The 26,550-nt window shown below is 65.1% G+C and carries 19 protein-coding genes, 1 tRNA gene, 1 pseudogene and 1 riboswitch; of the genes and pseudogenes, 9 read left to right on the top strand and 12 right to left on the bottom strand.

The genetic code is table 11. From position 1 onward, the window contains the following. Positions 1 to 21: 21 nt before the first annotated feature. Positions 22 to 2,721, bottom strand: a complete 2,700-nt coding sequence (gene ppc / locus MRBLMA1_RS18235; RefSeq protein ID WP_363738687.1) for a phosphoenolpyruvate carboxylase — start codon at positions 2,719 to 2,721, stop codon at positions 22 to 24. A 139-nt stretch (positions 2,722 to 2,860) separates the two neighbouring features. Between ppc and MRBLMA1_RS18230 the strand changes: the two genes are divergently transcribed. After that, a complete protein-coding gene (locus MRBLMA1_RS18230) occupies positions 2,861 to 4,315 on the top strand; it encodes an ATP-binding protein (protein ID WP_363738685.1) in 1,455 nt (484 codons plus the stop codon). Further along, positions 4,312 to 4,773, top strand: coding sequence for a low molecular weight protein-tyrosine-phosphatase (locus tag MRBLMA1_RS18225; protein ID WP_363738683.1), 462 nt, complete (start codon positions 4,312 to 4,314; stop codon positions 4,771 to 4,773). Before MRBLMA1_RS18230 ends, MRBLMA1_RS18225 begins: the two co-directional genes overlap by 4 nt. 11 nt (positions 4,774 to 4,784) lie before the next feature. Here MRBLMA1_RS18225 and MRBLMA1_RS18220 read toward each other — a convergent pair whose 3' ends face one another. From MRBLMA1_RS18220 to paoA, 4 genes are read right to left on the bottom strand one after another with little or no spacing between them, the layout of a single operon-like run. Further along, complete coding sequence (locus tag MRBLMA1_RS18220) at positions 4,785 to 6,785, bottom strand: TonB-dependent receptor plug domain-containing protein (RefSeq protein ID WP_363738681.1); 2,001 nt, start codon at positions 6,783 to 6,785, stop codon at positions 4,785 to 4,787. A 53-nt stretch (positions 6,786 to 6,838) separates the two neighbouring features. Beyond that, the gene (gene paoC, locus MRBLMA1_RS18215; RefSeq protein WP_363738679.1) at positions 6,839 to 9,052 is read right to left on the bottom strand and encodes an aldehyde oxidoreductase molybdenum-binding subunit PaoC; all 2,214 of its coding nucleotides are present in this window, start codon (positions 9,050 to 9,052) and stop codon (positions 6,839 to 6,841) included. A 3-nt stretch (positions 9,053 to 9,055) separates the two neighbouring features. Continuing rightward, a complete protein-coding gene (locus tag MRBLMA1_RS18210) occupies positions 9,056 to 10,006 on the bottom strand; it encodes an FAD binding domain-containing protein (RefSeq protein ID WP_363738676.1) in 951 nt (316 codons plus the stop codon). After that, on the bottom strand, positions 10,003 to 10,653 hold the full coding sequence (paoA, locus tag MRBLMA1_RS18205) for an aldehyde dehydrogenase iron-sulfur subunit PaoA (RefSeq protein ID WP_363738674.1): 651 nt from the start codon (positions 10,651 to 10,653) through the stop codon (positions 10,003 to 10,005). Before paoA ends, MRBLMA1_RS18210 begins: the two co-directional genes overlap by 4 nt. A 258-nt stretch (positions 10,654 to 10,911) precedes the next feature. Here paoA and MRBLMA1_RS18200 point away from each other — a divergent pair. Then, a tRNA-Gly gene (locus MRBLMA1_RS18200) sits at positions 10,912 to 10,986 on the top strand. A gap of 248 nt (positions 10,987 to 11,234) precedes the next feature. Here the strand turns inward: MRBLMA1_RS18200 and thiC are convergent. After that, positions 11,235 to 13,094: a phosphomethylpyrimidine synthase ThiC gene (gene thiC / locus MRBLMA1_RS18195; RefSeq protein WP_363738672.1), complete on the bottom strand. Its 1,860-nt coding sequence runs from the start codon at positions 13,092 to 13,094 to the stop codon at positions 11,235 to 11,237. An 11-nt stretch (positions 13,095 to 13,105) separates the two neighbouring features. Beyond that, entirely contained in the window at positions 13,106 to 13,513 is a 408-nt protein-coding gene (locus MRBLMA1_RS18190; protein WP_363738669.1) for a DUF2065 family protein, read from the bottom strand. A 55-nt stretch (positions 13,514 to 13,568) separates the two neighbouring features. Continuing rightward, a riboswitch (TPP riboswitch) is annotated at positions 13,569 to 13,679 on the bottom strand. A gap of 83 nt (positions 13,680 to 13,762) precedes the next feature. On the opposite strand from MRBLMA1_RS18190, the gene MRBLMA1_RS18185 reads away from it, so the two are divergent. Together MRBLMA1_RS18185 and MRBLMA1_RS18180 are read left to right on the top strand one after the other, a co-directional pair. Then, on the top strand, positions 13,763 to 14,059 hold the full coding sequence (locus MRBLMA1_RS18185; protein ID WP_363738667.1) for a hypothetical protein: 297 nt from the start codon (positions 13,763 to 13,765) through the stop codon (positions 14,057 to 14,059). 448 nt (positions 14,060 to 14,507) lie between these two features. Next, complete coding sequence (locus MRBLMA1_RS18180; RefSeq protein WP_363738665.1) at positions 14,508 to 15,095, top strand: hypothetical protein; 588 nt, start codon at positions 14,508 to 14,510, stop codon at positions 15,093 to 15,095. Positions 15,096 to 15,206: 111 nt separating this feature from the next. Here the strand turns inward: MRBLMA1_RS18180 and MRBLMA1_RS18175 are convergent. Next, positions 15,207 to 15,437, bottom strand: a pseudogene (locus MRBLMA1_RS18175) (hypothetical protein); the annotation flags it as partial. Between the two features lie 65 nt (positions 15,438 to 15,502). Here MRBLMA1_RS18175 and kdsA point away from each other — a divergent pair. Next, positions 15,503 to 16,330: a 3-deoxy-8-phosphooctulonate synthase gene (gene kdsA, locus MRBLMA1_RS18170; RefSeq protein WP_363738664.1), complete on the top strand. Its 828-nt coding sequence runs from the start codon at positions 15,503 to 15,505 to the stop codon at positions 16,328 to 16,330. Between the two features lie 107 nt (positions 16,331 to 16,437). Here kdsA and MRBLMA1_RS18165 read toward each other — a convergent pair whose 3' ends face one another. From MRBLMA1_RS18165 to MRBLMA1_RS18155, 3 genes are all read right to left on the bottom strand, one after another. Next, entirely contained in the window at positions 16,438 to 17,703 is a 1,266-nt protein-coding gene (locus tag MRBLMA1_RS18165) for a glutamate-5-semialdehyde dehydrogenase (RefSeq protein ID WP_363738662.1), read from the bottom strand. A 313-nt stretch (positions 17,704 to 18,016) separates the two neighbouring features. Next, on the bottom strand, positions 18,017 to 18,661 hold the full coding sequence (locus MRBLMA1_RS18160; RefSeq protein ID WP_363738660.1) for a class I SAM-dependent methyltransferase: 645 nt from the start codon (positions 18,659 to 18,661) through the stop codon (positions 18,017 to 18,019). Positions 18,662 to 18,842: 181 nt separating this feature from the next. After that, entirely contained in the window at positions 18,843 to 21,134 is a 2,292-nt protein-coding gene (locus MRBLMA1_RS18155) for a CDC48 family AAA ATPase (protein WP_363738659.1), read from the bottom strand. Positions 21,135 to 21,472: 338 nt separating this feature from the next. Between MRBLMA1_RS18155 and MRBLMA1_RS18150 the strand changes: the two genes are divergently transcribed. Next, positions 21,473 to 22,354 carry a LysR substrate-binding domain-containing protein gene (locus tag MRBLMA1_RS18150; RefSeq protein WP_363738657.1) on the top strand — a complete coding sequence of 294 codons (882 nt, stop codon included), beginning with the start codon at positions 21,473 to 21,475 and terminating at the stop codon, positions 22,352 to 22,354. A gap of 77 nt (positions 22,355 to 22,431) precedes the next feature. Further along, complete coding sequence (locus MRBLMA1_RS18145) at positions 22,432 to 23,595, top strand: GGDEF domain-containing protein (protein ID WP_363738957.1); 1,164 nt, start codon at positions 22,432 to 22,434, stop codon at positions 23,593 to 23,595. A gap of 37 nt (positions 23,596 to 23,632) precedes the next feature. Here the strand turns inward: MRBLMA1_RS18145 and MRBLMA1_RS18140 are convergent, their stop codons facing one another. After that, complete coding sequence (locus MRBLMA1_RS18140; protein WP_133652694.1) at positions 23,633 to 24,304, bottom strand: glutathione S-transferase family protein; 672 nt, start codon at positions 24,302 to 24,304, stop codon at positions 23,633 to 23,635. Positions 24,305 to 24,587: 283 nt separating this feature from the next. On the opposite strand from MRBLMA1_RS18140, the gene acs reads away from it, so the two are divergent. Further along, entirely contained in the window at positions 24,588 to 26,531 is a 1,944-nt protein-coding gene (acs, locus tag MRBLMA1_RS18135; protein WP_363738655.1) for an acetate--CoA ligase, read from the top strand. Positions 26,532 to 26,550 lie beyond the last annotated feature (19 nt).

The raw sequence follows: 26,550 nt of genomic DNA, 5'->3' as shown, positions 1-26,550 counted from the left end.
CTGGAAAAACGCTTCAGGACATCAGCCGCTGTTCCTCAGCGCCGTCGCAATCGCGTTGATCGACAATTCTATGCCCTCCTTGATGCGCGGGTCGTCCTCACCGCTGCGGTGGCGCTTCATCAGTTCGACCTGCAGCAGGTTCAGCGGCTCGATATAGGGCAGGCGCAGGCGGATCGACGTGTCCAGCTTGGCATTCTTCTCCAGCAGGCGGGTCTGGCCAGTGGCGGCGAGCAGGCCGTCATGCGCCTTGTCCCAGCCGTCGCGGATGCGGCCGAAAATCTCCACGCCTCGCACCTGATCCTCCACCAGCGGCAGATAATGGGCGGCGATGCCGAGATCGGACTTAGCAAGCACCATTTCCAGATTGGCGAGCGCCGATTGCAGGAACGACCAGTGCTGCGCCATGTCCGCCAGCAGCGCCTTGTCCTCGAAGGCGGCAAGCGCGTGGCCGACGCCGTACCAGCCCGGCAACATCACCCGTGCCTGCGCCCAGCTGAACACCCAGGGAATGGCCCTCAGATCCTCGATCCGCGTACTTTTGGTACGACTGGCGGGGCGGGAGCCGATCTTGAGGCCGGAGATTTCCTGGATAGGGGTCAACTGCCGAAAGAATTCCTTGAAGCCGTCGGTGCCGTAGACAAGGTCGCGATAGGCGGCGAAGGCGGTCTTCGACAGTTCGTCCATGGCCGCGGCAAAGCGGGCCGCGTCACGATCCGACAGGATTTCGGGTTCCAGGCTGGCGAGCAGGGTCGCGCTGGTCATCGCCTCCAAATTGGTCATGGCGACGTCGCGGGTGCCGAATTTGGCGGCGATCACCTCACCCTGTTCGGTGATGCGGATGCGGCCCTGGACCGTGCCCTTGGGCTGCGCCTGGATCGCCGCGAAGGAGGAACCGCCGCCGCGGCCGACCGCGCCGCCGCGGCCGTGGAAAAGCTGCATCGCCGTGCCCGCCTCGGCAAAGACGGGGGCCAATGCCTTGCTAGCCTGGAACAACCCCCAGGTGGAGGTGATGTAGCCGCCATCCTTGTTGCTGTCGGAATAGCCGATCATCACTTCCTGATGACCCCGCGCCCGGACCACGCCGCCTATTTCGGGCAGGCCGAAATAGGCGCCCATGATCTTGGGCGCGGCCTCCAGGTCAGCGATGGTTTCGAACAGGGGAACGGCCATGATCGCCGCCTGCGGCGGGGCACCATCGGTCCCCGCGCGCCAGAGGCCCGCTTCCTTGAGGATGATGTTGACTTCGAGCAGGTCGGAAACGCTCTCCGCCTTGGAGATGATATAGTGGGTGATGCATTGCGGGCCGTAGATGCGGTGCGCCTCCGCCGCGGCCTGCACGATGGCGAGTTCGGACGCGGTCCTTTCCGAATATTCGAAAAAAGGCGTGCCGAGCGGCCGGTTGTTCGCCAGTTCCCGCCGGAGCAGCGCGATGCGGGCATATTCGTCGAGGCTGGCATAATCCGCCTCGACGCCCGCGACCTTCAGCAGTTCGGCCACCACGCCTTCATGAACATCGCTGTTCTGCCGCATGTCGAGCGTGGCAAGGTGGAAGCCGAAGGTTTCCAGTGCCCGGATCAGGCGACCGAGCGCGCCGCCGGTCGCCAGCGCGCCATTGCCCTCGCTCGCCAGGCCCTGCGCCACCGTCACCAGATCGCGGCGCAGGTCCGAAGGGCTGGCATAGGGTTCGCCCTTGAGTGCCGAGGGGCGCGCTGGCGCCTTGCCCACCAGCGACCGGTGCGTTGCGGCCAGGCGGGCATAGATGCCGGAAAGCGCCCGGCGATAGGGTTCGTCCTGACGGCTGGGGGACATGTCGCCGCTGGCGTCGGCCAGGTCGAGCACCGCCTGAGACACATGGGCCAGTTCGGTGGACAGCGACAGTTCCGCGCCCAGCGCGTGGAGCGCGTCCATATAGAAGCCCAGCGCAGCCTCACAGCCCTTGACCAGCGCCAGTCGGAGCTGGGGCGCCTGGACGAACGGATTGCCGTCGCGATCACCGCCGATCCAGTTGCCCACGCGCAGGAAACTCTGGGGACGCGCGCCCAGCACCCGTTCCCACCGGGCATAGAGCGCGGGCAAGACAGGGAGGAACACGTCGCGGAAATAAGCGAGGACATTTTCGATCTCGTCCGCGACGAACAGCTTTTCGCGGCGCAGCGGCCGCGTCTGCCACAATAGCGCGATCTGGCGGAAGATCGCCTCGTCCAGATTCTCGCCCTCATCGGTTTCCGTCCGCCCCGCATCCTTGAGCGCCATCAGGTCGGCGATGCGGTTCTTGTGGTCGATCATGCTCTTGCGCCGCACCTCGGTCGGGTGGGCAGTCAGCACCGGCACGATCAGGGCGTGGGACAGAAGGTCGAGCACGGCTTCGCGTTCTATGCCGTGCGACTCCAGCTTCGCGACCACCGACGCGACGTCGGCCCCCGGTTCGGCGGCAACGCCCTGGCGATCTTCGGCGAGGTTGGCGAGCATCGAGAACAGCATGAAGCCACGCACGAAGCTGAGCGTATCGTCGAGGCTCAGCGCGTCGAGGCCGGTATCGACCACGTCGGCGCCATGCAGGCCGCGCGCCCGGTCGACCGAGGCAGAGCGGATATATTCGGTCTGTTTGTAGATCTTCTCCCCGCCATAGGCGCGGATCACATCGCCCAGCAGACGGCCGAGATAGCGGATGTCGGGATTCTGCGTGATCGCAGGAGCGGAGGAGGATGCAGGAGTCGCCATGGAGGAACGATGCTGCATCGCAACAATGCAATGGTCAAGCGCTTCCCCCGATCCGCAGTGCCCGATCGCGCAACCAGAGCATGCCGGAGGTCGTCGTGCGGGGTTGCGCAAGGGCCACCGGCTGGGCCAAAGGACATGCGTGACCGCCAGCATCAGCATAGGAACCGACAGCAACGGCAACGCCGTTCTGGTCGATGTCGAGGAATTGCTTGCCACCCGGCTGCTCGTCCAGGGCAATTCGGGATCGGGCAAGTCGCATCTGCTGCGCCGGTTGCTGGAGGAAAGCGCCGCGTTGGTTCAGCAGGTGGTGATCGATCCGGAAGGCGATTTCGTCACGCTGGCGGATGAATATGGCCATGTGGTGATCGACGCGGGCGACTATAATGAGCGCGAGATCGTCAAGATGGCGATGCGCATCCGCGAACACCGCGCATCCGTGGTGCTGAGCCTCGAATCGCTGGAACTGGAGGCGCAGATGAAATGCGCCGCATCCTTCCTGTCGACGCTGTTCGATGCGCCCCGCGACCATTGGTATCCGGCGCTGGTCGTGGTGGACGAGGCGCAGATGTTCGCGCCCGTCGCGGCAGGGGACGTGTCGGATGAGGCGCGCCGCCTCAGCCTGGCGGCGATGACGAACCTGATGTGCCGGGGACGCAAGCGCGGCCTTGCCGGGGTGATCGCGACGCAGCGGCTGGCGAAGCTCGCAAAGAATGTCGCGGCCGAGGCGTCGAATTTCCTGATGGGGCGCACATTCCTGGACATCGATATGGCGCGGGCGGCGGACCTGTTGGGCATGGAGCGGCGGCAGGCGGAGCAGATCCGCGATCTGGAGCGCGGGCGCTTCCTGGCTTTGGGGCCGGCCATCTGCCGGCGGCCGGTGGCGGTGAAGATCGGATCGGTCAAGACCAGCACCCGTGGCGGCACGCACAAGCTGATGCCGCCGCCGGTCGCGGCGACGGAGGATTTGCAGGAATTGCTGTTCGCGGGCGCGGGCGAGGAAGAGGTCATGCCCCCGCCGCCGCCGCGTGCCGAACCACCGCCCCTGCCCGCCGAGGAACTGATGCGCGCCCTCGCCGCCGCGCCGTCGGCCAAGCCGGCCGCGCCCGAGCTGGATTTCGGACAGAATGAGCCGATCGTGATCGCCGTGCTGGAGGAGATCGTCGCCGATCTGGGGGAAGCGCAGCCGAGCGTATCGACGCTCTACCAGGATTTCGGCGTCCGGTGCCGGATGAAGGGATTGCGCCAGCCGCCGCTCGACCTGCCGGCCTTTCGCAAACGCTTCGCCATGGCGCAGGCCGGGATGTTCGACGCCGGTGATCCGCGCTGGACCGATGCGATGAAGGCGGCGGAAGCCTTGCCGGAGGACATGCTCGCGCCCTTCCTCCTCATCGCGCGCGCGGCGATGCAGGGACTGCCCTGCCCCGACGATGTGGCGTTGGCGCGCGCCTATGGCACCAGTTCGCCGGGGCGCGTGCGGCGGCTGATCGACTATATGGAGAAGCTGGGCGTGATCGTGGCGCGCACCGATTTCGGCGGACGGCGGTCGATCGGCGTGCCACATCTCGGGCTCAGCACGGCAGCGGCGGAAGGATGAGCGCTTCGGTCCTGTTCGTGTGCCTGGGGAATATCTGCCGCTCGCCGCTGGCGGAGGCGGCGCTTCGGGCGGAGGCGCAGCGGGCCGGCCTTCCGCTGACGGTGGATTCGGCCGGGACCGGCGACTGGCATGTCGGATCGCCGCCCGACCGGCGGGCGCAGGCCGTGGCGCTGCAACATGGGATCGACATTTCCGGCTATCGCGGGCGGCAGGTGACGGCGGCGGATTTCCGGCGGTTCGATCATGTCTTCGCGCTGGACGCGGAGAACCTTCGCAACCTCAGGCGGATTCGGCCGTCAGACGGGACGGCGGAACTGCGGCTGCTGATGGACATGGTGCCAGGACGCGAGGGGAGCGGCGTGACCGATCCCTATTTCGGCGACGATGCGGGCTTCGACGTGACCTGGGATGATGTCACGCGGGCCGCGCGGGCGATTGTGGAGCGGTTGCGACCCTGAACTGTTGCACCTCAGCTTGCGAAGCGGAACCCGATCCACAGGGTCCGCGGCGTGCCGAGGTCGATGGATCCCGCAGCATTGCGGGTGACCACCTCCTCATCGAAGAGATTCTCGCCGCGCGCGACCAGGGTCACGCCATGGCCCAGCGGGAGGCGCGCCACCGCGTCGACGGTCAGCGCATGGGGCAACACGTCCTTCTGGAGGTCATCCTCATATTGCTTGCTGACATAACGGAGCGTGGCGGAGAGCGCAGGTCCCTCCTTCGGCTCCCACGCCAGCGTGGCGCTCGCCGCATGGCGGGGGCTTTGCGCCGGTGTCAGGCCGTCAAAGCCCATGCCCGGCGCATGCACCATGCTGTGGCTGTAGGCGTAGGATGCCGAAAGCAGGAAATCGCTCACGCGGCCGATGGCGGTCAGTTCGACGCCCTTGGCGGTGATATGGTCGACATTCTGCCGCTCCCGCGTGTTGGCGACATTGATGAGGGTGACATTGGCGATGGCGTCGTCCAGCCGGTTGATGAATCCGGTGACGGAAAGGGTGAGGCCCTGAACGGGGGTGACGTCGACACCCGCCTCTGCGCCCTTCAGCTTTTCAGGCGTCAGCGCGGCATTGGCACGGGTCGTGATCGGGAAGACCACGAACGGCCGGTAGAGTTCGTTGAGTGTCGGCAGGCGGAAACCGCTATAGGCCGCGCCACGCAGGGCGACCGCATCGCTGATCCGGTAGAGCGCGCCAGCCCTTCCGGAAAACTGCCAATCGGAGCGGTCGGCAAAGCTGTTGTTCGCCGCGCCGGCGCCAGTGGCGCGATAGAAACCGTTGCTGATCGTCCAGCGATCCGCCCGCGCGCCCCCGGTCAGGACCAGGCGGCCCAGCGTCCAGTCATCCTCGGCGAAGACGCCGGTGGTCATCTGCTCGCCGCCCGCGTGACGGCGGGAGGTCACGGGGTTGGCCGCGATATTGGCGTTATAGGCGTCCTCGAACATATCGCCGGTGGCGAAGCGGGTATCCGCGCCGACGCGCAGCACATGGTCGGGGCCGACTGGCGGGCGCAGCTCGATCTTGCCGCCGATGCCGGTCGAAGGCGTGTTCCGCTGGTCCAGCGACTTGCGGAAGGTGGACGCCGAAATCACGATGTTGGAGAAGTTGCGCGCCTGGATATAGGCGAGCGCATCAACCTGCCACGCGCCGCGGGAGATGAAGCGGATGCTGGCGTCCTGCCCTTCGCTCATGCTGTCGGCGCCCTTGAAGCGCAACGTCCGTTCGTCGTGGAAGATGGTGCCGCGAAACTGGATTTCCGACGTCGCGGAAAGCGGCGCGACAGCGCGCAAATTGGTCGACCATCCGTCATAGGCGGCGGGCGCGGTGGCGGCGACGCGCTGGTCCTTCGGCGTGGTCTGGAAGCCGTCGCCCCGGTCCCAGCGACCCGACAGCGAGACATAGCCGCCGCCCAGGTCGGGCGTCAGGCTGGCGGTCAGTTCGGTCGCGTCCTTGCTGCCGTAGAAGGCGCTCGCGGCCAAGGTCGGAAGCTGGTCACGGGTGGCGCTGGCGAGTTCGATGGTCCCGGCGACCGCGCCCGCGCCGAAGGCCCCTATGCCACCGCCGCGCGTGACCCGCACCACCGACAGGCGGTCCGGCACCAGCGCGCTGAACGGAATATAGCCGAAAAAGGGATCCGCCATCGGCACGCCATCGAGCAGCACCAATGTCCGGCTGGAGGCATTGCCGCCCAGGGCGCGCAGCGTCGCCCCCTGCGCCGAGGGATTGGCCGAGCGGCTGTCGGAGCGGCGGAACTGCTGGAACCCCGCCACGTCGCCCAGCACGCTTTCGATCCGCCCGGAGGCGCTGTTGGTCAGGCGGTCCCGGTCGATGATCACCGATCCATAGGCGGGCGTGCCCGGCGGCAGGGACAGCCCCTCTCCCGTCACGACGATACGGTCGGGATCAGGAGCCTCCCCCGCCGTCGCGATCGTCGGAATTACGGCCAGAACCAGCGACAGCGTAAGATATTTCATGGGCGCCCCTTTCCTCTCTTTGGGACAGGGACTAGGGGCGCCGCGTAGGAAGTTCAAGCGACCCTATTTCCGGTTGACGCCGCGAGAATCCTGTCAATCGTCAGTGGATAGTCGCGCAGGCGAACCCCCGTGGCATTGTAGATCGCATTGGCGACCGCGGCCCCTGCCCCGCAAATGCCCAGCTCTCCGACACCCTTGGCCTTCATCGGGGAACTCTTGTCGTCCAGTTCCTCGACGAACAGCACATCCTGATGCGGGATGTCTGCATGCACGGGCACCAGATATTCGGCCATGTCATGGTTGACGAAAAAGCCGAACCGCGTGTCGACGCTGAGCTCCTCCATGAGGGCGGCGCCCACGCCCATGGTCATCGCGCCGATCACCTGGCTGCGCGCCGATTTGGGGTTGAGGATACGCCCGGCGGCAAAGGCCCCGCCCATGCGGCGGATGCGCACCTCGGCCGTGTCGATGTCGACGCCCACTTCGCAGAAATGCGCCCCGAACGTCGCCTGCGCATAGCGCTTTGTAAGGTCGCCATAATCCATGCTGTCCTCGGCCCAGAGGCCCTGGCCTCCCGCCAGCGTTCCGAGCGGCTGGGACTGGTTGCCCAGCCGCACCAGACCATCCTCGAACAGCGCCTTTCCCGCGGGAAAGCCCGCCTTTTCCGCCAGCATGGCGCGCAGAGCCATGGCGGCGGCATAGACGCCCGCCGTGACGCTGTTGGCGCCCCATTGCCCGCCCGACCCGGCCGAGGCGGGAAAGCGGCTGTCGCCCAGCCGCACCGTCACGGACTCCAGCGGCACGCCCAGCATTTCCGCCGCCGTCTGGCCGATGATGGTGTAGCTGCCGGTGCCGATGTCTGTCATGTCGGTTTCGACCGTCACATGCCCCTTGGCATCGACGCCGATACGCGCGCCCGACTTGACCACCAGATTGTTGCGGAAAGCGGAGGCGACACCCATGCCGACCAGCCAGCGGCCGTCGCGCACCTGCGCCGGCTTGGGATTGCGGCGGTTCCAGCCGAAACGGGCAGCCCCCTCACGCAGGCATTCGACCAGTTTCCGGCTGGAAAAGGGACGCTGCGGCCCAGCTTCGGGATCATATTGCACATCGTTTCGGATGCGCAGTTCCACCGGATCGACACCGCAGGCTTCCGCCAGTTCGTCCATCGCGACCTCCAGCGCCAGAAGGCCGACGGCCTCGCCCGGCGCCCGCATGGCGTTGCCCTCTGGCAGGTCGAGCGTGGCCAGGTGATGCGCCGTCATCCGGTTGGCGCCGCGATAGAGCAAGCGCGTCTGCTGCGCAGCCATTTCCGGCTCGCCGCCCGGCAGGTCGCCCGACCACACCTCATGGGCGATGGCGTCGATCACCCCCTGCCGGTCGGCGCCGATGCGGATACGCTGAATGGTGGCGGGCCGATGGGTGGTGTTGTTGGGGATTTGCGGCCGCGCGATCGCCACCTTGACCGGCCGCCCGACCAGGCGCGCGCCCAGCGACGCCAGCAATGCATCGGCGCGCAGAAACAGCTTCGCACCGAAGCCGCCACCGATATAGGGCGAGACAAGGCGGATATTCTCCTTGGGAATCTTCAGCGTCCTTGCCAGATCTCCCACGCTCCACGCGATCATCTGGTTCGATGTCCAGAGCGTCAGCCGGTCGCCGTTCCAGGCAGCGATCGTCGCATGCGGCTCCATCATCGCGTGACTCTGGTCGGGCGTGGTGTAGTGCTGGTCGATCTTCACCGCAGCCTTGGCAAAGCCGGCCTCGAAATCGCCCGTCCTGGTATCGGAAGTTCCGTCGCCGTCCTGCGGGGCTGAGCCCTTGTCCCGTTCCACCGCCAGATCGAAACGCCCCTGTTCCGGCGCATAGTCGATGCGGACGAGCCGCGCGGCGTCGCGCGCATTTTCCAGCGTGTCGGCGATCACCAGCGCCACCGCCTGTTCATAATGTTCGATCTGCGGACCGCCGAGCAGATGGGCCGTGTTATGATTGCCCTTGCCAAGCGGTCCGGCATTCTGGTGCGTGACGATGCCCAGCACCCCGGGCGCGGCTTCGGCGGCGCGCAGGTCCATGGCGCTGATCCGCCCCTTGGCGATGGCCGATCCGACCATCCAGCCATAGGCGGCATTGGGCGCGGCATCATGCCGCTCATAGGCATAGGGTGCGGTTCCGGTGACCTTGGCGGCGCCATCAATGCGGTCATGGGGAATGCCGATGACGCGGCCCCGGTCGATCGGGTTGGTGGTGGCGGGCGTGTCGAACTTCATGGCTCAGGCCCCCTTCTGACGGTAGATCGAAGCAAGCGTGCGGGCGGTCAGTTGCTGCTTGAACGCATTATGCGCCGTGGGACGCGCGCCGGTGAGCGCAGCCTCTGCCACGGCCGCCGCGCCGGATGGAGCCGCCGCATCGGCGGCATCGGTGCGCCAGGGCCTGGCCCCTATGCCGCCGAAGGCGAAGCGCGCCTGCCCGTCCTTCGCGAACACCGCCGCGACGGAGACCAGCGCGAAGGCATAGGAGGCCCGGTCGCGCACCTTGCGATAGACATGGGTGCCGCCCAGGGGCGTGGGCAGCGTGACGGACGTGATGAGTTCGCCGGGTTTCAACGCATTTTCGATATGCGGCGTTTCGCCGGGCAGCAGGTGGAAATCGGCGATCGGGATGGACCGGCGGCTGCCGTCGGCCCCCACGGCGTCGACCTGCGCGTCAAGCAGGCGAAGCGCCACCGCCATGTCGGAAGGGTGCTGGGCGATGCAGGCATCGCTGGTCCCCAATATGGCGAGGCTGCGGCTCATCCCCTTGAGCGCGCCGCAGCCGCTGCCCGGAACACGCTTGTTGCAGGGCATGCGCGTGTCATAGAAATAGGGGCAGCGGGTGCGCTGGAGCAGATTTCCGCCCGTCGTCGCCTTGTTGCGCAGCTGCCCCGAAGCGCCCGCCAGCAGGGCCCGGCTCAATACCGCATAATCGCGGCGGACGACCTTGTCGGCGGCCAGATCGGTATTGCGGACCATCGCCCCGATCCTGAGGCCGCCTTCCGCCGTCGGCTCGATACGATCAAGGCCGAGGTGGTTGACGTCGATCAGATGGGTGGGCGTCTCGATCTGAAGCTTCATCAGGTCGAGCAGATTGGTGCCGCCCGCGATGAAGCGCGCGCCCTGGGTGGCGGCAGCGGTGCTTGCCGCCTCCTCGACGCTGGCGGCGCGGCTGTAGGTGAAGGGCCTCATGCCTTGTCCTTCCCCGTTCCTTGGCCGGCGACTTCGCTGATCGCCGCGACGATATTGGGATAGGCGGCGCAGCGGCAGATATTGCCGCTCATCCGCTCGCGCACTTCGCTCTCGGAAAAGGCCACCCGGTCCAACTCCTCGGTAACATGGCTGGGTATGCCAGCCTCGATCTCCGCCAGCACAGCCACCGCGGAACAGATCTGGCCGGGCGTGCAATAGCCGCATTGATAGCCGTCATGGGTGATGAAGGCGCGCTGCATGGGGTGAAGCTTCTCCGGCGTGCCGAGACCCTCGATAGTGGTCACATGGTCGCCCTCATGCATCACGGCCAAGGTGAGGCAGCTGTTGATCCGCCGCCCCTCCACGATCACGGTGCAGGCGCCGCACTGCCCGTGGTCGCAGCCCTTTTTCGTGCCGGTCAGGTGCAGATGTTCGCGCAGCGCGTCGAGCAGGGTCGTGCGGGGATCGAGTTGCAGATGCACCTCGCGGCCGTTCACGGTCAGTCCTACTGCGCTCATGCGGGCTTGCTCCTTCTGGCTTTGCGGGCGGCCGGACGCTGCGGCCTGCGCCTCGCCCAGCACGGGGATGGCAGCGGCCGCCGCCGCGCTGCCCTGAAGCAGGCCACGGCGGGTCAATGGTTCTGGCATGCGTGCTCCTCCTCCGGCGCTCCGCCTCCAGGGCGAAGAGCGATCATATCCGTCGTTGCTCAATGATTTAACGGGCAAAATGGTAGCATAGGTTGGATCACCGCCAGGCCGCAAGCCGGATAAAGTCGTGAGGGCGTGGGGGCAAATCGGGCCTGAGCGGAAAAAAATGACTTTATGCAGATTCTCCCTTGCCGAGGTGGGAAGCCGCTGCTAGTTGCCCCCCACCCGCCGAGAGGGACACTTCCTCCGGCCGCCAGAGCGGGCGTAGCTCAGGGGTAGAGCACAACCTTGCCAAGGTTGGGGTCGAGGGTTCGAATCCCTTCGCCCGCTCCAGATTTCCTGCCTTTTTGAGGGCAGCGCAGCCCGAATTTAGCCGAAAATCGAAAAACGCGCGCCAGTCGATCACCTTTGATTGGCCGGGTGCGCTGTCAACACCTTGGCTGTGCTGGCGGGCTCGGCCGGGACAAGTCCGGCTTTACGCGCCCTGTTGCGGCACGGCCTCTGCCGGAGCGCCAGTCAGGAGAGGACCGCCCCCGACCAGCGTCCCGGTCAATCACGCCTGGCCAGAGGCAGCCGCGCGCTCAGTCATGCTCGCGGCCGCCGGCACCCATATAGAGTTCGCCGCCGGTTTCGCGGAAGACCTGGCTCATTTCCTTCATGCCCTTTTCCGCATCCTCGGCCGCGATGAAGCTGTCTGCCGGCTGGTTCTGCTTCGCCGCGAAATCCCGGACTTCCTGCGTGATCTTCATCGAGCAGAATTTGGGGCCGCACATGGAGCAGAAATGGGCGGTCTTGGCGCCTTCCGCCGGGAGCGTCTGGTCGTGATATTTCTCGGCCGTGTCGGGATCGAGCGACAGGTTGAACTGGTCGCGCCAGCGGAACTCGAAGCGGGCGCGGCTCAAGGCATCGTCGCGGACCTTGGCGGCGGGGTGGCCCTTGGCCAGATCGGCGGCGTGGGCGGCGAGCTTGTAGGTGACGACACCGACCTTCACGTCGTCGCGGTCGGGCAGGCCCAGATGCTCCTTGGGCGTGACGTAGCAGAGCATCGCCGTGCCGTACCAGCCGATCATCGCCGCGCCGATGCCCGATGTGATATGGTCATAGCCCGGTGCGATGTCGGTGGTGAGCGGCCCCAATGTGTAGAAGGGCGCCTCGCCGCAGGCCTCAAGCTGCTTGTCCATATTCTGCTTGATCTTGTGCATGGGCACATGGCCCGGCCCTTCGATCATCACCTGCACATCCTGTTCCCAGGCGCGCTTGGTCAGTTCGCCCAGCGTGTAGAGTTCGGCGAACTGCGCTTCGTCATTGGCGTCCGCGATCGATCCGGGGCGCAGGCCGTCGCCAAGGCTGTAGGCGATGTCATAGGCCTTCATGATCTCGGTGATCTCGTCGAAATGCTCGTAGAGGAAGCTTTCCTTGTGATGGGCGAGGCACCATTTCGCCATGATCGACCCACCGCGCGAGACGATGCCGGTGACGCGCTTCGCCGTCATCGGGATATAGGGCAGGCGCACGCCCGCATGGATGGTGAAATAGTCGACGCCCTGCTCGGCCTGCTCGATCAGCGTGTCGCGGAAGATTTCCCAGGTCAGTTCCTCGGCAATACCACCGACCTTTTCCAGTGCCTGGTAGATCGGCACGGTGCCGATCGGCACGGGCGAGTTGCGCATGATCCATTCGCGCGTGTCATGGATGTTGCGGCCGGTGGAGAGGTCCATGACCGTGTCGGCGCCCCAGCGGATCGACCAGACCAGCTTGTCGACTTCGCTCGCCACGTCGGAGGCGACGGCGCTGTTGCCGATATTGGCGTTGATCTTCACCAGGAAGTTGCGGCCGATCGCCATCGGCTCCGATTCCGGGTGGTTGATGTTGCTGGGGATGATGGCGCGGCCGCGGGCGACTTCATCGCGGACGAACTCCGGCGTCACATAGTCGGGGATCGACGCCCCCCAATCCTGTCCGTCGCGGACATATTCGGCGAGGCGGGCGCGGCCCAGATTCTCGCGCTCGGCGACATATTCCATCTCCGGCGTGATGATGCCGCGGCGGGCATAGTGCATCTGGGAAACGTTCATGCCGGGCTTGGCGCGCAGCGGACGCTTGACCGTGTTGGGGAAGGGCTGAACGCCACCGCTGCGGTCCGGACCCTTCAGACCATTATCCTCAGGCAGGATGGCGCGAGCGTCATATTCCTCGACATCACCCCGGCCGATGATCCAGTCGCGGCGCAATTGCGGCAGGCCCGCCATGATGTCGATCCGGGCATCGGGATCGGTATAAGGGCCGGAGGTGTCGTAGACGCGGACGGGCGGCTCCCCGCTGCCGGGTTCCAGGTCGATCTCCCGCATGGCGACCTTCAGGGGGCCGACATGAATCTTGCGCGATCCGCGAATGGGTCCGGTGGTGACGCGCATTTCGGTGCGAGCTGGGACGTCGGCCATATGCTTTCCTTTCAGGCGATGACGGTGGCGCGGCCGGTAAGGCCGGCGAGGAAGAGGAGAATGCCAAGAACGATGCTGGCGATCGCCCAGGCTCGTGTGGAATTGAGCGACCAGCGGCCGATCTTCAGCAGCGGGTCGGGAATGGCGAGCAGCAGCGCCCCTTCGATCAGCGCGACATAGCCAATGGCCGAAACGACGATCGAGAGCGGATCGCGCCAGATGCTGTGGATAAGGACGAGCGCCGCGCCGACCGCGAAAACCGGAAAGGCGAGGGCCATCACCAGTCCCGGCGAGCGTTCCAGATCGTCCATCATCTGCCGCCAGCGTTGCGGCGCGACGAGGCCGCCTATGCCGATGACGATCATGTAGAGGCCGATGGCTTCGGCCAGACGCAGGGTCAGGACGGAAATGCTGTCCATGGCTTGCCGTCCTCTTCTTCGCATCGGGGCGGAGGGCGGGCGCGGGTTGCTGCAAGCGAACAAGCCGTTCCCTCCCTACGCCGGTCTTATCCGGATCAGGTTCAGCGGGTCGCGGCCACGTCAGCCGCCTCTCAACCGCCTGTGGACGGTCCCCCGGGGATAGCCCGCATGTAGCCCAAGCGGAGAGCGAACGAAAGCCCCGTTCTGACGCTGGACAGCAGGTCGCCTTTTCCGCTTTAGTGGTCCGCGATGAAGCATCCCGATCTGTCGACCAAGGAAGGGCGCAAGGCGCACCGGCACGAGATGCGCATGATCGCGGTCAGGCCGCGCCGCTGGGGATTATGGTTGCTGACGGCGGGCTTCCTGCTGGTACTGGCGCCATCCGCGTTGAACATGCACAGCCTGTTCGGGCTTTGGCCGCCGATGCTGGGCGCGATCTGCATCATGCTGGGCGTGCCGCTGCTGGTGGCGAGCGTGCTGTTGAAGCGGCGCTATCTGCGGCAGCGTGTGGCCGGGCAGGCAATGGTGGGGCGGATAAAAGGCTGAGATTTCCGCCGTTTTCCGTCGAAGTTCACACCATATGCGCGCGCGTGCCTGGGCGCGCGTAGGCCGGGTGACAATGTGTCGGACGTTTCAAAGAGGGCTGCGGCTTAGGCCGGGCCGGGCTGAATAGGACAGGCTGAATCTGCCGCCGGTTCGAGGAAATAGGATGGTTTTTCAGGAGCCTGTTACCTTTGGGACACAGGGGATGCCGATGATGGCGGGATATCCCCGTCCTGGCGGATTTTGAGGCTGTCCGGTTTGTCGGTGGGCCGAGATAGCTGCGGTCTGCATTTGCGTATTGGCATGCTTCGACTTCATGAAAGCCGCCGGTCTGCGGGCGACCAGAATTTGCCGCTCCAACCTTCTAAGATCGGGGCTGGAAGCGGACGTTCCGCGCCTTTAATTATGTTCCTCAACGGATGGTTTGCGACTTCGCAATATGGCGGGATGCATGACAGCTTTACTCGCAATAACACTAGGTTTCTTGTCTCATTCCAATATGCCGAATGAGATACCGCTCATGGCGGTCGGGTTCGGACTCCGCTATTCTCCTGATACGCCGGTGCCAGTGTCGCCCGATCATCCACTCTACAACCGCGTGTTGATCGACCCAATTGAAGAAATGCCCGGCTCGGTTCGTTTGAGCATTGCTCGCCCTTCAACCATAAACGAAGGCTTGAAACTGACATTGGAGCATCTGCACATGCTCGCACCGACCAGCGCAGAGGCAAAAGTGCGACTGACGGCGCGGTGGGTTTCTTATGACGGCGGCGGGATGCTTTTTGGCGGAAAGAACGCGACCGTCACATTGCACTACAGGCTGACGCGGATCGACAGTGGGGCAGTGATCTTCGACCGCGAGATTATTACAAAGGCGATGGCTGACAACAAAGCGGGCGGCCCAATGCCCACCTTACGCGCCGCTACCGCCGTCAATTTCGCTTCCATAGCGGGATGCTTAGACAAGGCCGCCTTTGGTCGGGCGCCAAGTGATTGCGCGCTTACGCCGCAATTCCACGTCACGACGAGGCGCAGGTAAGAGCATGTAGAGTCGGATCGGCGGGAAACGACCACTTATTGCGGTTCGAAAATACGTATCAGTTGGCAGATAGCCCAACAGCGTCGAACATCAGCTTCATGCCCGTCCTTGGCCGGATCGTCGGGCGGCTGATCGGTTCGGCTCCGCCTGCTCGCGATACATTTGGTGGTAGAAGCGCACGCCGCGCGGATCGAAACCGGTGAGGTGGAAGACTTTACGCTTGAACTTTTCCCTGGCCCCTGTCCACATCGGGCCATGACGACAGCCGAACGCAATTACTGCTATTTCCTGGACCATCGCAGATACAGCCGAAACGCCGGCTGGTTCTGCTGGAATTATCATCCCGGCAAGGGGCTGTGGCGCGGCCGGCTCTTGCGTCGTTTCGTCAAAGCGCCGAAGTGAGCGCCATGATGACAGCCAAGCATGTTTCGATCGGGCCGGTTACCGTCGGCAACGACCTGCCCTTCGTCCTGATTTCCGGTCCCTGCCAGATCGAGAGCCGCGATCACGCGATGATGATGGCGGAACGGCTGTCGGGCATCGCCGCGCAGAAGGGCGTGCCGTTCATCTTCAAATCCTCCTTCGACAAGGCGAACCGGACATCCGTGTCGGGGCAGCGTGGCGTCGGGATCGATGCGGGGCTGGCGATCCTGGCGGAGGTGAAGGCGGCTTTCGGCTGCCCCGTGCTGACCGATGTGCATGAGGCCGGACAGGTGGAGACGGCGGCGCAGGCGGTGGACATACTCCAGATCCCCGCCTTTCTGTGCCGCCAGACCGATCTGCTGCTGGCGGCCGGGCGGACCGGCGCCGTCGTCAATGTGAAGAAGGGGCAGTTCCTTGCGCCCTGGGACATGGCGGCCGTGGCGCAGAAGGTCGCCTCGACCGGAAACGAACGGATCCTGCTGACCGAGCGGGGAGCGAGCTTTGGCTATAACACGCTGGTCAGCGACATGCGCGCGTTGCCGGTCATGGCGCAGACGGGCTATCCGGTGGTGTTCGACGCGACCCATTCGGTGCAGCAGCCGGGCGGGCTGGGCTCGGCATCGGGCGGGCAGCGGGAATTTGCGCCGGTGCTGGCGCGCAGCGCCGTGGCGGCGGGGGTCGCCGCGATCTTTGCCGAGGCGCATGATGACCCGGACCATGCCCCTTCGGACGGGCCGGTGATGCTGCCGATCGAGTGGGTCGGGCCGATGCTGGAGACGCTGAAGGCGATCGACGGCGCCGTGAAGGGCTGAGCCCCAAGCACGATGCGCTCCTGCGGAGGCAGGAGATCAATTCAGGCCGTCCGATAATCCACGGAGGGCGGGACTGGGCTCCTGCCTTCGCAGGAGCACGACACTTATTACGGCCGGGTCTGGCCGGTTCCGCGCACCAGCCATTTATAGGTGGTGAGACCTTCCAGCGCGACCGGACCCCTTGCATGGAGCCGCCCGGTCGAAATGCCGATTTCCGCGCCCAAGCCGAATTCGCCGCCGTCCGCGAACTGGGTGGAGGCGTTCCACATCACGATCGCGCTGTCGACCGCGTTCAGGAAGCGCTCGGCCCTTTCGGCATCCTGCGTGATGATGGCGTCGGTATGGTGGCTGGCATGGGCGGCGATATGGGCGAGCGCCTCATCGAGCCCGTCCACCACCCGCACCGAGACGATGGCGTCGAGATATTCGGTGTCCCAATCCTCGTCCGCGGCCGCCGCAACCCGGCTGTCCATCGCCTGCACGGCTTCGTCGCCGCGTACTTCACATTTGGCGTCGAGCAGCGCCTTCACGATGGCGGGCGCCTGGGCATAGGCCCTGTCGATCAGCACCGTCTCGGTCGCGCCGCAAATGCCGGTGCGGCGCATCTTGGCGTTCACCACCAGTTTCTGCGCCATGTCCGGATCGGCCGCGCCGTCGACATAGCTGTGGTTGATGCCGTCGAGATGGGCGAGCACGGGCACGCGCGCCTCCTCCTGCACGCGGGCGACCAGGCTCTTGCCGCCACGGGGGACGATCAGGTCGATGAACTCCGCGGCTTTCAGCAGCGCACCCACGGCGGCGCGATCCGTGGTGGGGACCAGTTGCACGGCATCGGCGGACAGGCCGGCAGCGGCGATCCCCTCGACCATCGCGGCGTGGATGGCGCGGTTGCTTTCCTTCGCCTCGCTACCGCCGCGCAGGATCACGGCATTGCCGGCCCGCAGGCAGAGCGCGGCGGCATCCGCGGTCACATTGGGGCGGCTTTCATAGATGATGCCGATCACGCCCAGCGGCACGCGGACGCGCGAAAGTTCCATGCCATTGGGGCGAACCTGCCTGTCGATCACGCTGCCGAGCGGATTGTCCAGCGTTGCCACCTGTTCCACGCCGGCCGCGGTCGCAAGGACGCGATCCTCGTCCAGTTTCAGCCGGTCGAGCATGGCGGGCGACAGGCCGTTGGCGGCGGCATTTTCCATGTCGCGGGCATTGGCGGCGATGATCTGCGGCGCCTGGTCCCGCAGGGCCTGCGCAGCGCGGCGCAGCGCGTCGATCTTCTGCGCGTCGCTGGCGGTGGAAAGCTGAGCCGCCGCCACGCGGGCGCGGGCGCCCATCATCGCGATCAGCATTTCGGGGGTCTGGGTCAGGTCGTTCATGAACTATCTCGCCGTGTTATGCGCCGGGCCTTATCATGAAAGCCGGTCGAAGCGAAACCATCGTTGCACGCAAAGCGGAGAGCGCTTCATCACGTGGAGGGGCGAACCCTGTGCTGTGACGATGCGACAACAATCGGGCGCGCATAGCCGGCAACCGGGCCACGGGTCGCAATATGACCCGGCCGCCGGAGGCAGAAGGTCTGCCTGTGCCGGCGCTTAGTGATCAACTCCGCGAGGCGCATACCCCAAATAGGGGATCAAACCTGCCGGACGAGAAAAATCCCGATGCAGATTCAACAGGATGACAGGGAAATCAGGCCACCTGCGCCAGGATTTCGCGCTTCACTGCCGTGAACATCCGGCAAGGCGGAATGTTGCGCCACTCCACCCGGTCGACGGTCTCATCGAACAGCGGCGACAGCAGCCGCCGCATATAGCCGGAATATTGATAGACCAGAAAAGCCCCTCCGGTTTTCAGCACCGATCGGGTTTCGGCGCAGATCGCCTCCCCCACGCCTTCGGGCAGGGTAGAGAAGGGAATGCCGGACAGGACATAGTCCGCCTGGGCATAGCCCGCCTCCTTGATGAAGCGACGGACGTCAGCGGCCGAGCCATGGACGATGCGCAGCCGGGGATCGTCGATCTCCGCCTCCAGATAGGCGACGAAGTCGAGGTTGAGGTCGATCGCCAGCAGGGTCGCGTCCGGATGCAACCGGTCGAGAATGGGACGCGTGAACGTCCCGACGCCCGGACCATATTCCACGAACAGCCGTGTCCGTTGCCAGTCCACGCCCTCCAGCATGCTGTCGACCAGCATCCGCGAAGACGGGATGACCGATCCGATCATGCCGGGATGCTTGATGAACTGCCGGAGGAACATGCTCCATTGACCCAGGAAGGTGGAGGATGGTTTTCCGGAAACGGCCCGGTTCTTTTTCTTCAAAGGGATGGAGGCCATTCATTCTCGCCTGTCTGCCTTGCCTGTCCGACTCGCAAAAATCGCACGGCCATGCAAGCGACTTCGCCGGGGAAAGACAAATAGGCCAGAGGGTAAGGCAGGCGGCCGGGCCAAAAACATGACTTGACCTGGCGCGACAATATGTTCCCGGACCGGCCGTCGCGGGAACATATTGCACCTCTCAATCCCTGGTTCGCGTCCGCAACATGCCGGGCGATACGAAGCCGATGGGATCGATCTGCATCACGCTCTGCTTCAGCGTCGCCTGGATCTGCTCATATTCGCGTTCCATTTCGGGCGTGACGGAGGCGCGGGTGTCCTCCAGCGCGGCCTCGAAATGCGCCTGGGTGACCCGGTCGACCGACAGGGACTGGCGCAAGGCGACCAGGCCGGCGCGGCGGACCAGATCTTCCAGATCGGCCCCGGTGAAGCGCTCCGTGCGCTCCGCCAGCACATCCAGGTCGACATCGTCGGCAAGCGGCATCTTGCCCGTGTGGATGGACAGGATGCGCTTGCGGCCTGCCTTGTCGGGCACGGGAACATAGATCAGTTCGTCGAACCGGCCCGGCCGCAGCAGCGCTGGATCGATCAGCGTCGGCCGATTGGTCGCGCCGATGACGACGACGGACTGCAATTCCTCCAGCCCGTCCATCTCGGCCAGGATGGTGTTCACCACCCGCTCCGTCACCTGCGGTTCGCCCAGGCCGCCGCCGCGGGCGGGAACCAGGCTGTCCAGTTCGTCGATGAAGATGACCGTCGGCGCCACCTGCCGCGCGCGGGCGAAGAGGCGGGCGATCTGCTGTTCGCTCTCCCCATACCATTTGCTGAGCAGGTCGGAGGATTTGGTGGCGATGAAATTGGCCTGCGCTTCCCGCGCCACCGCCTTCGCCAGCAGGGTCTTGCCGGTGCCGGGCGGGCCGTAGAGCAGGAAGCCCTTGGCCGGGCGGATGCCGATGCGGCGGAAGGCGTCGGGATCCTTGAGCGGCAGCTCCACCCCTTCCTTGAGGCGCATCTGCGCATCGTCCAGGCCACCAATGTCGGCCCAGCCGATATTGGGCGCCTGCACCATCACCTCGCGCATGGCGGAAGGCTGGACCCGCTTGATCGCGGCCATGAAGTCGTCGCGCGCGACGGACAATTCCTCCAGCACGTCGGGGGGGATCGTGCCTTCCTCCAGATTGAGCCGGGGCATGAAGCGGCGCACGGTCTCGATCGCCGCCTCGCGGGTCAGCGCCGCCAGGTCCGCGCCGACAAAGCCATAGGTCATGCGCGCCAGTTCGCCCAGGTCGACGCCGTCGGCAAGCGGCATGCCGCGGGTGTGGATGCCCAGAATCTCCCGCCGTCCGCGCTCGTCCGGCACGCCGACGATGATCTCCCGGTCGAAACGGCCGGGCCGGCGCAGCGCCTCATCTATCGCTTCGGGCCGGTTGGTGGCGGCGATGACGACCAGATTGGTGCGCGGTTCCAGCCCGTCCATCAAGGTCAGCAACTGGGCGACGAGGCGCTTTTCCGTTTCCCCGGTCACACTGCCGCGCTTGGGCGCGATGGAATCGATCTCATCGATGAACAGGATCGACGGCACCGACTTGGCGGCCGCCTCGAAAATCTCGCGAAGCTGCTTTTCGGACTCGCCATAGGCCGAACCCATGATCTCCGGCCCGTTGATCAGGAAGAATTCAGCCTCCGATTCATTGGCGACGGCGCGGGCAAGACGCGTCTTGCCAGTGCCCGGCGGACCATGGAGCAGCACGCCCTTGGGCGGATCGACGCCCAGTCGCTCGAACAGTTCGGGATAGCGCAGCGGCAGCTCCACCATCTCGCGCAGCTGGTCGATCGCCTCGGCCATGCCGCCGACATCGTCATAGGTGACGTCGGCGCGCCGCGATTCGCGCGGTTCCTCATATTCGGCGCGCAGCTCCACCTCCGTATCGGCGTCGATATGGACGATGCCCTTGGGGACGGTCGACACCACGACCAGGCGGATTTCCTGCAAGGCATAGGCCGGCGCGGCCAGCATCTGGCGCAACTGGGGCGGCATGTCGCCGGGCGGCACTTGCTGCTGCCCCGACGTCGCGACGATATCGCCGGAGGTCAGCGGGCGCTGGAAGAAGACGCGCTTCAAAGCCTCCGGATTGCCCTGCAGTCGCAGATTATTTTGTGCAGGCGCGAACACGACGCGCTGGGCAGGCCGGGGATCGATCTTGCCGATGACGACGAAATCACCCGATCCGACGCCGGCATTGGCGCGCTGAAGCCCGTCGAGGCGCAGGACGTCCAGCCCCTCATCCTCCTTATAGGGCCGCACCACCCGCGCAGGGGTGGAACGCTTGCCGGCGATCTCGATCACATCGCCTTCCGCAAGGTGGAGTTCCGTCATCACCGCCAGCGGAAGGCGCGCAAGGCCCCTTCCCGCGTCCTCGGGCCGGGCGTTGGCCACCTGTATCCTACGTCCTGCGGTTTCTTCGTCGGCCACTTCGACTTCCCCGTTCTGTTCGCTGGCAAACGAGATAGGGAACGTCAGGGCGGAGGGAAAGGGGCCATGGAGAACCCCGGAACGAATAAAAAAAGGGCCAGCCCGAAGGCCAGCCCGGAAAGTTTTTAGGAGAGGATGCCTGAAAGGCCTTTCCTATGTGCAGTGCGGCAGGTATTTTTGCAAGTGCGAAAAGAATCGAGGAGTTGCAATTTTTGCATCTTGTCAAAAGTCCTTTTTTACTGCTCATTGAAATGAGGATGCTTGGAGCCGGTTTGCGCGCCGCTAAAGAATAAGCAATGACGCGTCGCAGCGGACAGGCCGGATGAACATGACGATTTATGCGTAGATTGCCGCCCCTTACGGCCCTGGAGGCCTTTGTTCAGGTTGCCCGCCTTGGATCGGTCAAGGCAGCGGCGGAGGAGCTTGCGCTTTCGACCCCCGCGCTCAGCCGCCGTGTCCAGGCGCTGGAACGCTTCATCGGTCGGCCGCTGTTCGACCGCAAGCATCAGGCGCTGGAAATCAACGCCGATGGTCAGCGCCTGCTGGACGACATCGCCCCGGCGCTTGATTCGCTGAGCCAGGCGCTGGAGAATATCCAGAGCGGCGGCAACCAGCTGCGACTGCGACTGGCCGTCATGCCGCTGTTCGCGACACAGCGGCTGTTCCCGCATCTGGGCGCCCTGCGGCAGCGGCATCCGCAGCTTCACATCGACATCGAGACCACGCCCTATGCCGTCGCCCGTCTGGGCGAGGGGCTGGACGCGGCGATCGTGCTGGCGAAGGACATTGATCCGGCGCTTTATGCCCATGAGCTCGACCATGACGAAGTCTATCTGATCGGCCGCAAGGCGTTGCTGGAAACGCCCAACGCGCTGACCGCCCCGCAGGAGCTGGCCAATCACACGGTCCTGCTGCATCGCGACATGGCGCTGGCGTTCGATGCGTGGAAGGAGGCGGTGCACCTGCCCGACCTGCAGCCGCTGGCGATCGACAATTATGATTCCGGCCAGTTGATGCTGGAGGCTGCGGCACAGGGGCTGGGCATCGCCGTCATGCATGCCAGCCATTATAATGAAGCGCAGGATTCCCGGCTGGTCCGGCTGTTTCCGGAACATCGGGTGGAAAGCCCCTATCGCTATTTCTTCGTCTGCCGGCCCCGCGCGCTGCAAACCCGCGCGGTGCGGATTTTCCGCGACTGGTTGATCGGCGCGGACATATAATCGAGGTCAGCCAGCGCCTTGCGCTTTTTCGCTTGGCGCGTCCTTAACCTTGTTTGCGCCCTGCCGTTCTGGTGAGCATGACTGGGGCATCATCTTCCGCAAACGCGCAACATGGCCTGACGGATCGCCTGGCCCGCTGGGCTCGCGGCCTGTCCGGCAAGACCGACGACGAAGCCATGGACGTCCCGGAGGAGCCGCAGCGCGCCCGGCATGGCAGCGCTTCCAGCCGGGAAGCCATCCGGCGGCGCAAGCTGTACGAGGACATAGGCGATTTCCTGTTCGCCCATGATCTGGACCTGACGCCGCTGAATTTCGGCGTGGCGCATGACTATCTGACCGGATCCCATATCGGCGTGGAGAAGGCCGTGAAGGCCGTGCTGGCCGAACAGGGCAAGATCTCCAATGGCTGGGTCGAAAATGTCGCCGCCGAACAGCGCACCGACGAGGTCACGGCGGAAGCGCTTGCCTCCATGCTCGACAGGGTCGAGGAGAATCTGTCGCAATTCACCGGCCTGATGACCGAATCGCGCAATTCGGCCAAGGATTATGGCGCCGCGCTGCAGGAAGAGGTCAAGGGGCTCTCGGCCGGTTCGGAGAGCCAGCCGGTGCTGGCCCGTCTGGTGGCGCTCACCCGGTCGATGGTCGAAAAGACCCGGCAGGTCGAAAGCCAGCTTCGCGACAACCAGAAGCAGACGCAGCTTCTGAAATCCAATCTGGAAAGCGCGCGCCGTGCCGCCGAACATGACCATCTGACCGGCCTGCCCAATCGCCGCGCCTTTGAAGGGACGCTGCGCGAGGAACTGGCGCAGGCGCAGAAGGAAAGGCAGCCGTTGGCCGTCGCCTTTTGCGACATCGATCATTTCAAGCTGATCAACGACAGCCATGGCCATGACACCGGCGACCGGGTGCTGAAGTTCGTGGCCGGATTGCTGTCGAAGGTGAGCAACGAACAATGCCATGTCGCGCGTCACGGCGGCGAGGAATTCGTCATGCTCTTCCGCGGCAAGACGGCGGCCGAGGCGTGCGAGGCGGTGGACAATGTGCGGCAGGACCTGTCCACCCGCAGCCTGGTCAACCGCGCCAATGGCGAACGGATGGAGCGCGTCAGCTTTTCCGCCGGGGTCGCCAATGTGCTGGCCTATGACGATCCTCGCGCTGCGCTGAAAGCCGCGGACCGGGCGCTCTATCTGGCCAAGGAACATGGCCGCAACCGGGTATATCTGGCCGCTGAAATGGATTGACCATCATCCCCTCCCCTGCGGGAGGGGCGTTGCGGGTTCAGAAATCCGGCTTTTCATAATGGGGCGGCGGGGTGATCACCTCCATCCGTTCGGACAGCAGGGGCCGGAAGGACGGGCGCGACTTGAAGCCGGCATACCAGCGCTTCACCGTCTCATGCCCGGCCCAGTCGATGCCGCCCAGATAATCGGCCACCGAAAGATGCGCGGCGGCGGCGATGTCGGCCAGACTCAGCGTGCCGCCCGCCATCCAGGCGCGGTGGTCGAGCAGATAGTCCATATAATCCATGTGGACATTGGCCCGCTTCATCGCCTCCCGCAGGACGCGGGCATCGGGCGGCGCGCGTTCGATCAGCCGCTTCTTCATCCGTTCATGCAGCAGCGGGCCAACCACGTCGCCGTAGAAATTCTGGTCGAAAAAGGCGGTCAGCCGCCGCACCTCCGCCCGGCCGGCGGCCGTGCCGGAGATCAGCGGGAATTTTTCCACCGTCTCCTCGAAAAATTCGCAGATCGCCTGGCTGTCGATCAGGGTGACGCCCTTTTCCTGATCCACCATCACCGGCGTCGTGCCGGCCGGATTGAGGTCCAGAAACTCGTCGCGCGCCTCCCAGGGGGATTCGCGCGCCAGATCGTAGCCCACCCCCTTTTCACCGAGCAGCAGGCGGACCTTGCGGGAAAAGGGGCAGAGCGGAAATTGGAAAAGTTGCCACATATGCCCTTCCTGTTAGGCCCGGCGGGCGCGCGCGAAAAGCGGCAAAATAGCATCATCCTGCTTAAATCCCGACCGACAAAGGTGGAAACTGTGGCGAGCGCAGAACGATCCCATCTTCCTGTCGTCGCGCCTTGGCTCTAGAGCGGGTTTCGATCCGATTGAATCGGATCGCCGCTCTGGATTCCTGGTTTTCCGCGATTTCTTGACCAGCGATCGGCTCCGGTCGCTTGGCAATCGCTCCAGGACCTCCAAAGCGAGAATTTCGCAGAGGAAGGATGCCCGCATGTCTGACGATTATTTCCCGGTTCCTGCAGAGTGGGCGGCGTCCGCGCTGTTCGACCGGGAGGGCCGCGCGGCCGATTATGCGCGGTCGGTCGAGGATGCCGATGCCTATTGGCTGGAACAGGCCGGGCGGCTGGATTGGGTGAACTTTCCCACCAAAGCCGATGAGAGCAGCTTCGATGAGGCCGATTTCGGGGTGAAATGGTTTGCCGACGGCGTGCTGAACGTCAGCGTCAACTGCATCGACCGGCATCTGGCCGAACGCGGCGATCAGACCGCGATCATCTGGGAACCGGATTCGCCGGACGCGCTGCCGCGCCGCTTCACCTATGCCGAGGTGCATGAGGCGGTGTGCCGCTTCGCCAATGCGCTGAAGACGGCCGGCGCGAAGAAGGGCGACCGGATCACCGTCTATATGCCGATGATCCCGGAGGCCGCCTTCGCCCTGCTCGCCTGCGCCCGCATCGGCGCGGTCCACAGCGTCGTGTTCGGCGGCTTTTCGCCCGAGGCGCTGGCGGGACGGATCACCGATTGCGACTCGACGCTGGTGATCACTGCAGACGAGGGCTGCCGCGCCGGCAGGAAGGTGCCGCTCAAGGCCAATGTTGACGCCGCGCTGACGCTGTGCACCAGCGTCCGCAAGGTGATCGTGGTCCAGGCGACCGGCGGCGCCATCGAAATGAAGGAAGGCCGCGACCTGTGGCTGCATGAGGAAACGGCCAGGGTGTCGGCCGACTGCCCGCCCGAACCCATGAACGCGGAGGATCCGCTGTTCATCCTCTACACCTCCGGATCGACGGGCAAGCCCAAGGGCGTGCTGCACACGACCGGCGGCTATCTGCTTTGGGCCAGCCTGACGCATGAGCTGTGCTTCGACTATCGGCCCGGCGACATCTACTGGTGCGCGGCGGACATCGGCTGGGTCACGGGGCACAGCTATATCGTCTATGGCCCGCTGGCGAACGGGGCGACGACGCTGATCTATGAGGGCGTGCCGAACTGGCCGACGCCGAGCCGCATCTGGGAAGTCATCGACCGGCATCAGGTGCAGATCGTTTTCACCGCCCCCACGGCGCTGCGGTCGTTGATGAAGGAAGGCGACGATTTCGTGACCCGCACCAGCCGCAAGTCGCTGCGCGTGCTGGGGACGGTCGGCGAGCCGATCAATCCCGAGGCGTGGCGCTGGTACCATCATGTCGTGGGCGAGGACCGCTGCCCGATCATCGACACATGGTGGCAGACCGAGACCGGCGGGGCGATGATCGCGCCGATGCCGGGCGCAACGGACCTGAAGCCCGGCTCCGCAACCCTGCCCATGCCGGGCGTGGTGCCGCAGATCGTCGACGCGGAGGGGCATGTGCTGGACGGCGCGACGGAGGGCAATCTCGTCATCGCGCAGAGCTGGCCGGGGCAGATGCGCACCGTCTGGGGCGATCATGAGCGCTTCTTCCAGACCTATTTCACGACCTTCCCCGGCAAATATACGACCGGCGACGGGGCGCGGCGCGACGCGGACGGCTATTATTGGATCACGGGCCGGGTGGACGACGTCATCAACGTGTCCGGGCACCGCATGGGCACGGCGGAGGTCGAGAGCGCGCTGGTGCTGCACGAAGCGGTGGCCGAGGCGGCGGTCGTGGGCTTTCCGCACGACATCAAGGGCCAGGGCATCTACGCCTATGTGACGCTCAACAGCGGCGAGGAAGCGAGCGACGCGCTGCGCCAGACGCTGGTCAAATGGGTGCGCAGCGAGATCGGGCCGATCGCGACGCCCGACGTCATCCAGTTCGCCCCCGGCCTGCCCAAGACCCGGTCGGGCAAGATCATGCGCCGCATCCTGCGCAAGATCGCGGAGGGCGAAGTCTCCCCCCAGGCGCTGGGAGACATTAGTACACTTGCCGATCCTTCGGTGGTGGATAATCTGGTCGCCAATCGTCAGGGTTAAAGGTCAGGCAGGAGTATTG

It is taken from the genome of Sphingobium sp. LMA1-1-1.1 (genome assembly GCF_040676365.1).
Taxonomy (GTDB): Bacteria; Pseudomonadota; Alphaproteobacteria; order Sphingomonadales; family Sphingomonadaceae; genus Sphingobium.
The sequence above is the reverse complement of the archived record's forward strand: the minus strand, read 5'-3'. Positions and strand labels throughout refer to the sequence as shown.

Excerpts from the sequence above, each read along its gene's own strand:
- paoC (WP_363738679.1), bottom strand. The coding sequence starts at position 9,052 with ATGAAGTTCGACACGCCCGCCACCACCAACCCGATCGACCGGGGCCGC.
- thiC (WP_363738672.1), bottom strand. The coding sequence starts at position 13,094 with ATGGCCGACGTCCCAGCTCGCACCGAAATGCGCGTCACCACCGGACCC.
- MRBLMA1_RS18145 (WP_363738957.1), top strand. The coding sequence starts at position 22,432 with ATGACTGGGGCATCATCTTCCGCAAACGCGCAACATGGCCTGACGGAT.
- MRBLMA1_RS18220 (WP_363738681.1), bottom strand. The coding sequence starts at position 6,785 with ATGAAATATCTTACGCTGTCGCTGGTTCTGGCCGTAATTCCGACGATC.
- kdsA (WP_363738664.1), top strand. The coding sequence starts at position 15,503 with ATGATGACAGCCAAGCATGTTTCGATCGGGCCGGTTACCGTCGGCAAC.
- MRBLMA1_RS18165 (WP_363738662.1), bottom strand. The coding sequence starts at position 17,703 with ATGAACGACCTGACCCAGACCCCCGAAATGCTGATCGCGATGATGGGC.
- ppc (WP_363738687.1), bottom strand. The coding sequence starts at position 2,721 with ATGGCGACTCCTGCATCCTCCTCCGCTCCTGCGATCACGCAGAATCCC.
- MRBLMA1_RS18150 (WP_363738657.1), top strand. The coding sequence starts at position 21,473 with ATGCGTAGATTGCCGCCCCTTACGGCCCTGGAGGCCTTTGTTCAGGTT.
- MRBLMA1_RS18180 (WP_363738665.1), top strand. The coding sequence starts at position 14,508 with ATGACAGCTTTACTCGCAATAACACTAGGTTTCTTGTCTCATTCCAAT.
- MRBLMA1_RS18185 (WP_363738667.1), top strand. The coding sequence starts at position 13,763 with ATGAAGCATCCCGATCTGTCGACCAAGGAAGGGCGCAAGGCGCACCGG.
- paoA (WP_363738674.1), bottom strand. The coding sequence starts at position 10,653 with ATGCCAGAACCATTGACCCGCCGTGGCCTGCTTCAGGGCAGCGCGGCG.
- MRBLMA1_RS18160 (WP_363738660.1), bottom strand. The coding sequence starts at position 18,661 with ATGGCCTCCATCCCTTTGAAGAAAAAGAACCGGGCCGTTTCCGGAAAA.
- MRBLMA1_RS18140 (WP_133652694.1), bottom strand. The coding sequence starts at position 24,304 with ATGTGGCAACTTTTCCAATTTCCGCTCTGCCCCTTTTCCCGCAAGGTC.
- MRBLMA1_RS18210 (WP_363738676.1), bottom strand. The coding sequence starts at position 10,006 with ATGAGGCCCTTCACCTACAGCCGCGCCGCCAGCGTCGAGGAGGCGGCA.
- MRBLMA1_RS18190 (WP_363738669.1), bottom strand. The coding sequence starts at position 13,513 with ATGGACAGCATTTCCGTCCTGACCCTGCGTCTGGCCGAAGCCATCGGC.
- acs (WP_363738655.1), top strand. The coding sequence starts at position 24,588 with ATGTCTGACGATTATTTCCCGGTTCCTGCAGAGTGGGCGGCGTCCGCG.
- MRBLMA1_RS18225 (WP_363738683.1), top strand. The coding sequence starts at position 4,312 with ATGAGCGCTTCGGTCCTGTTCGTGTGCCTGGGGAATATCTGCCGCTCG.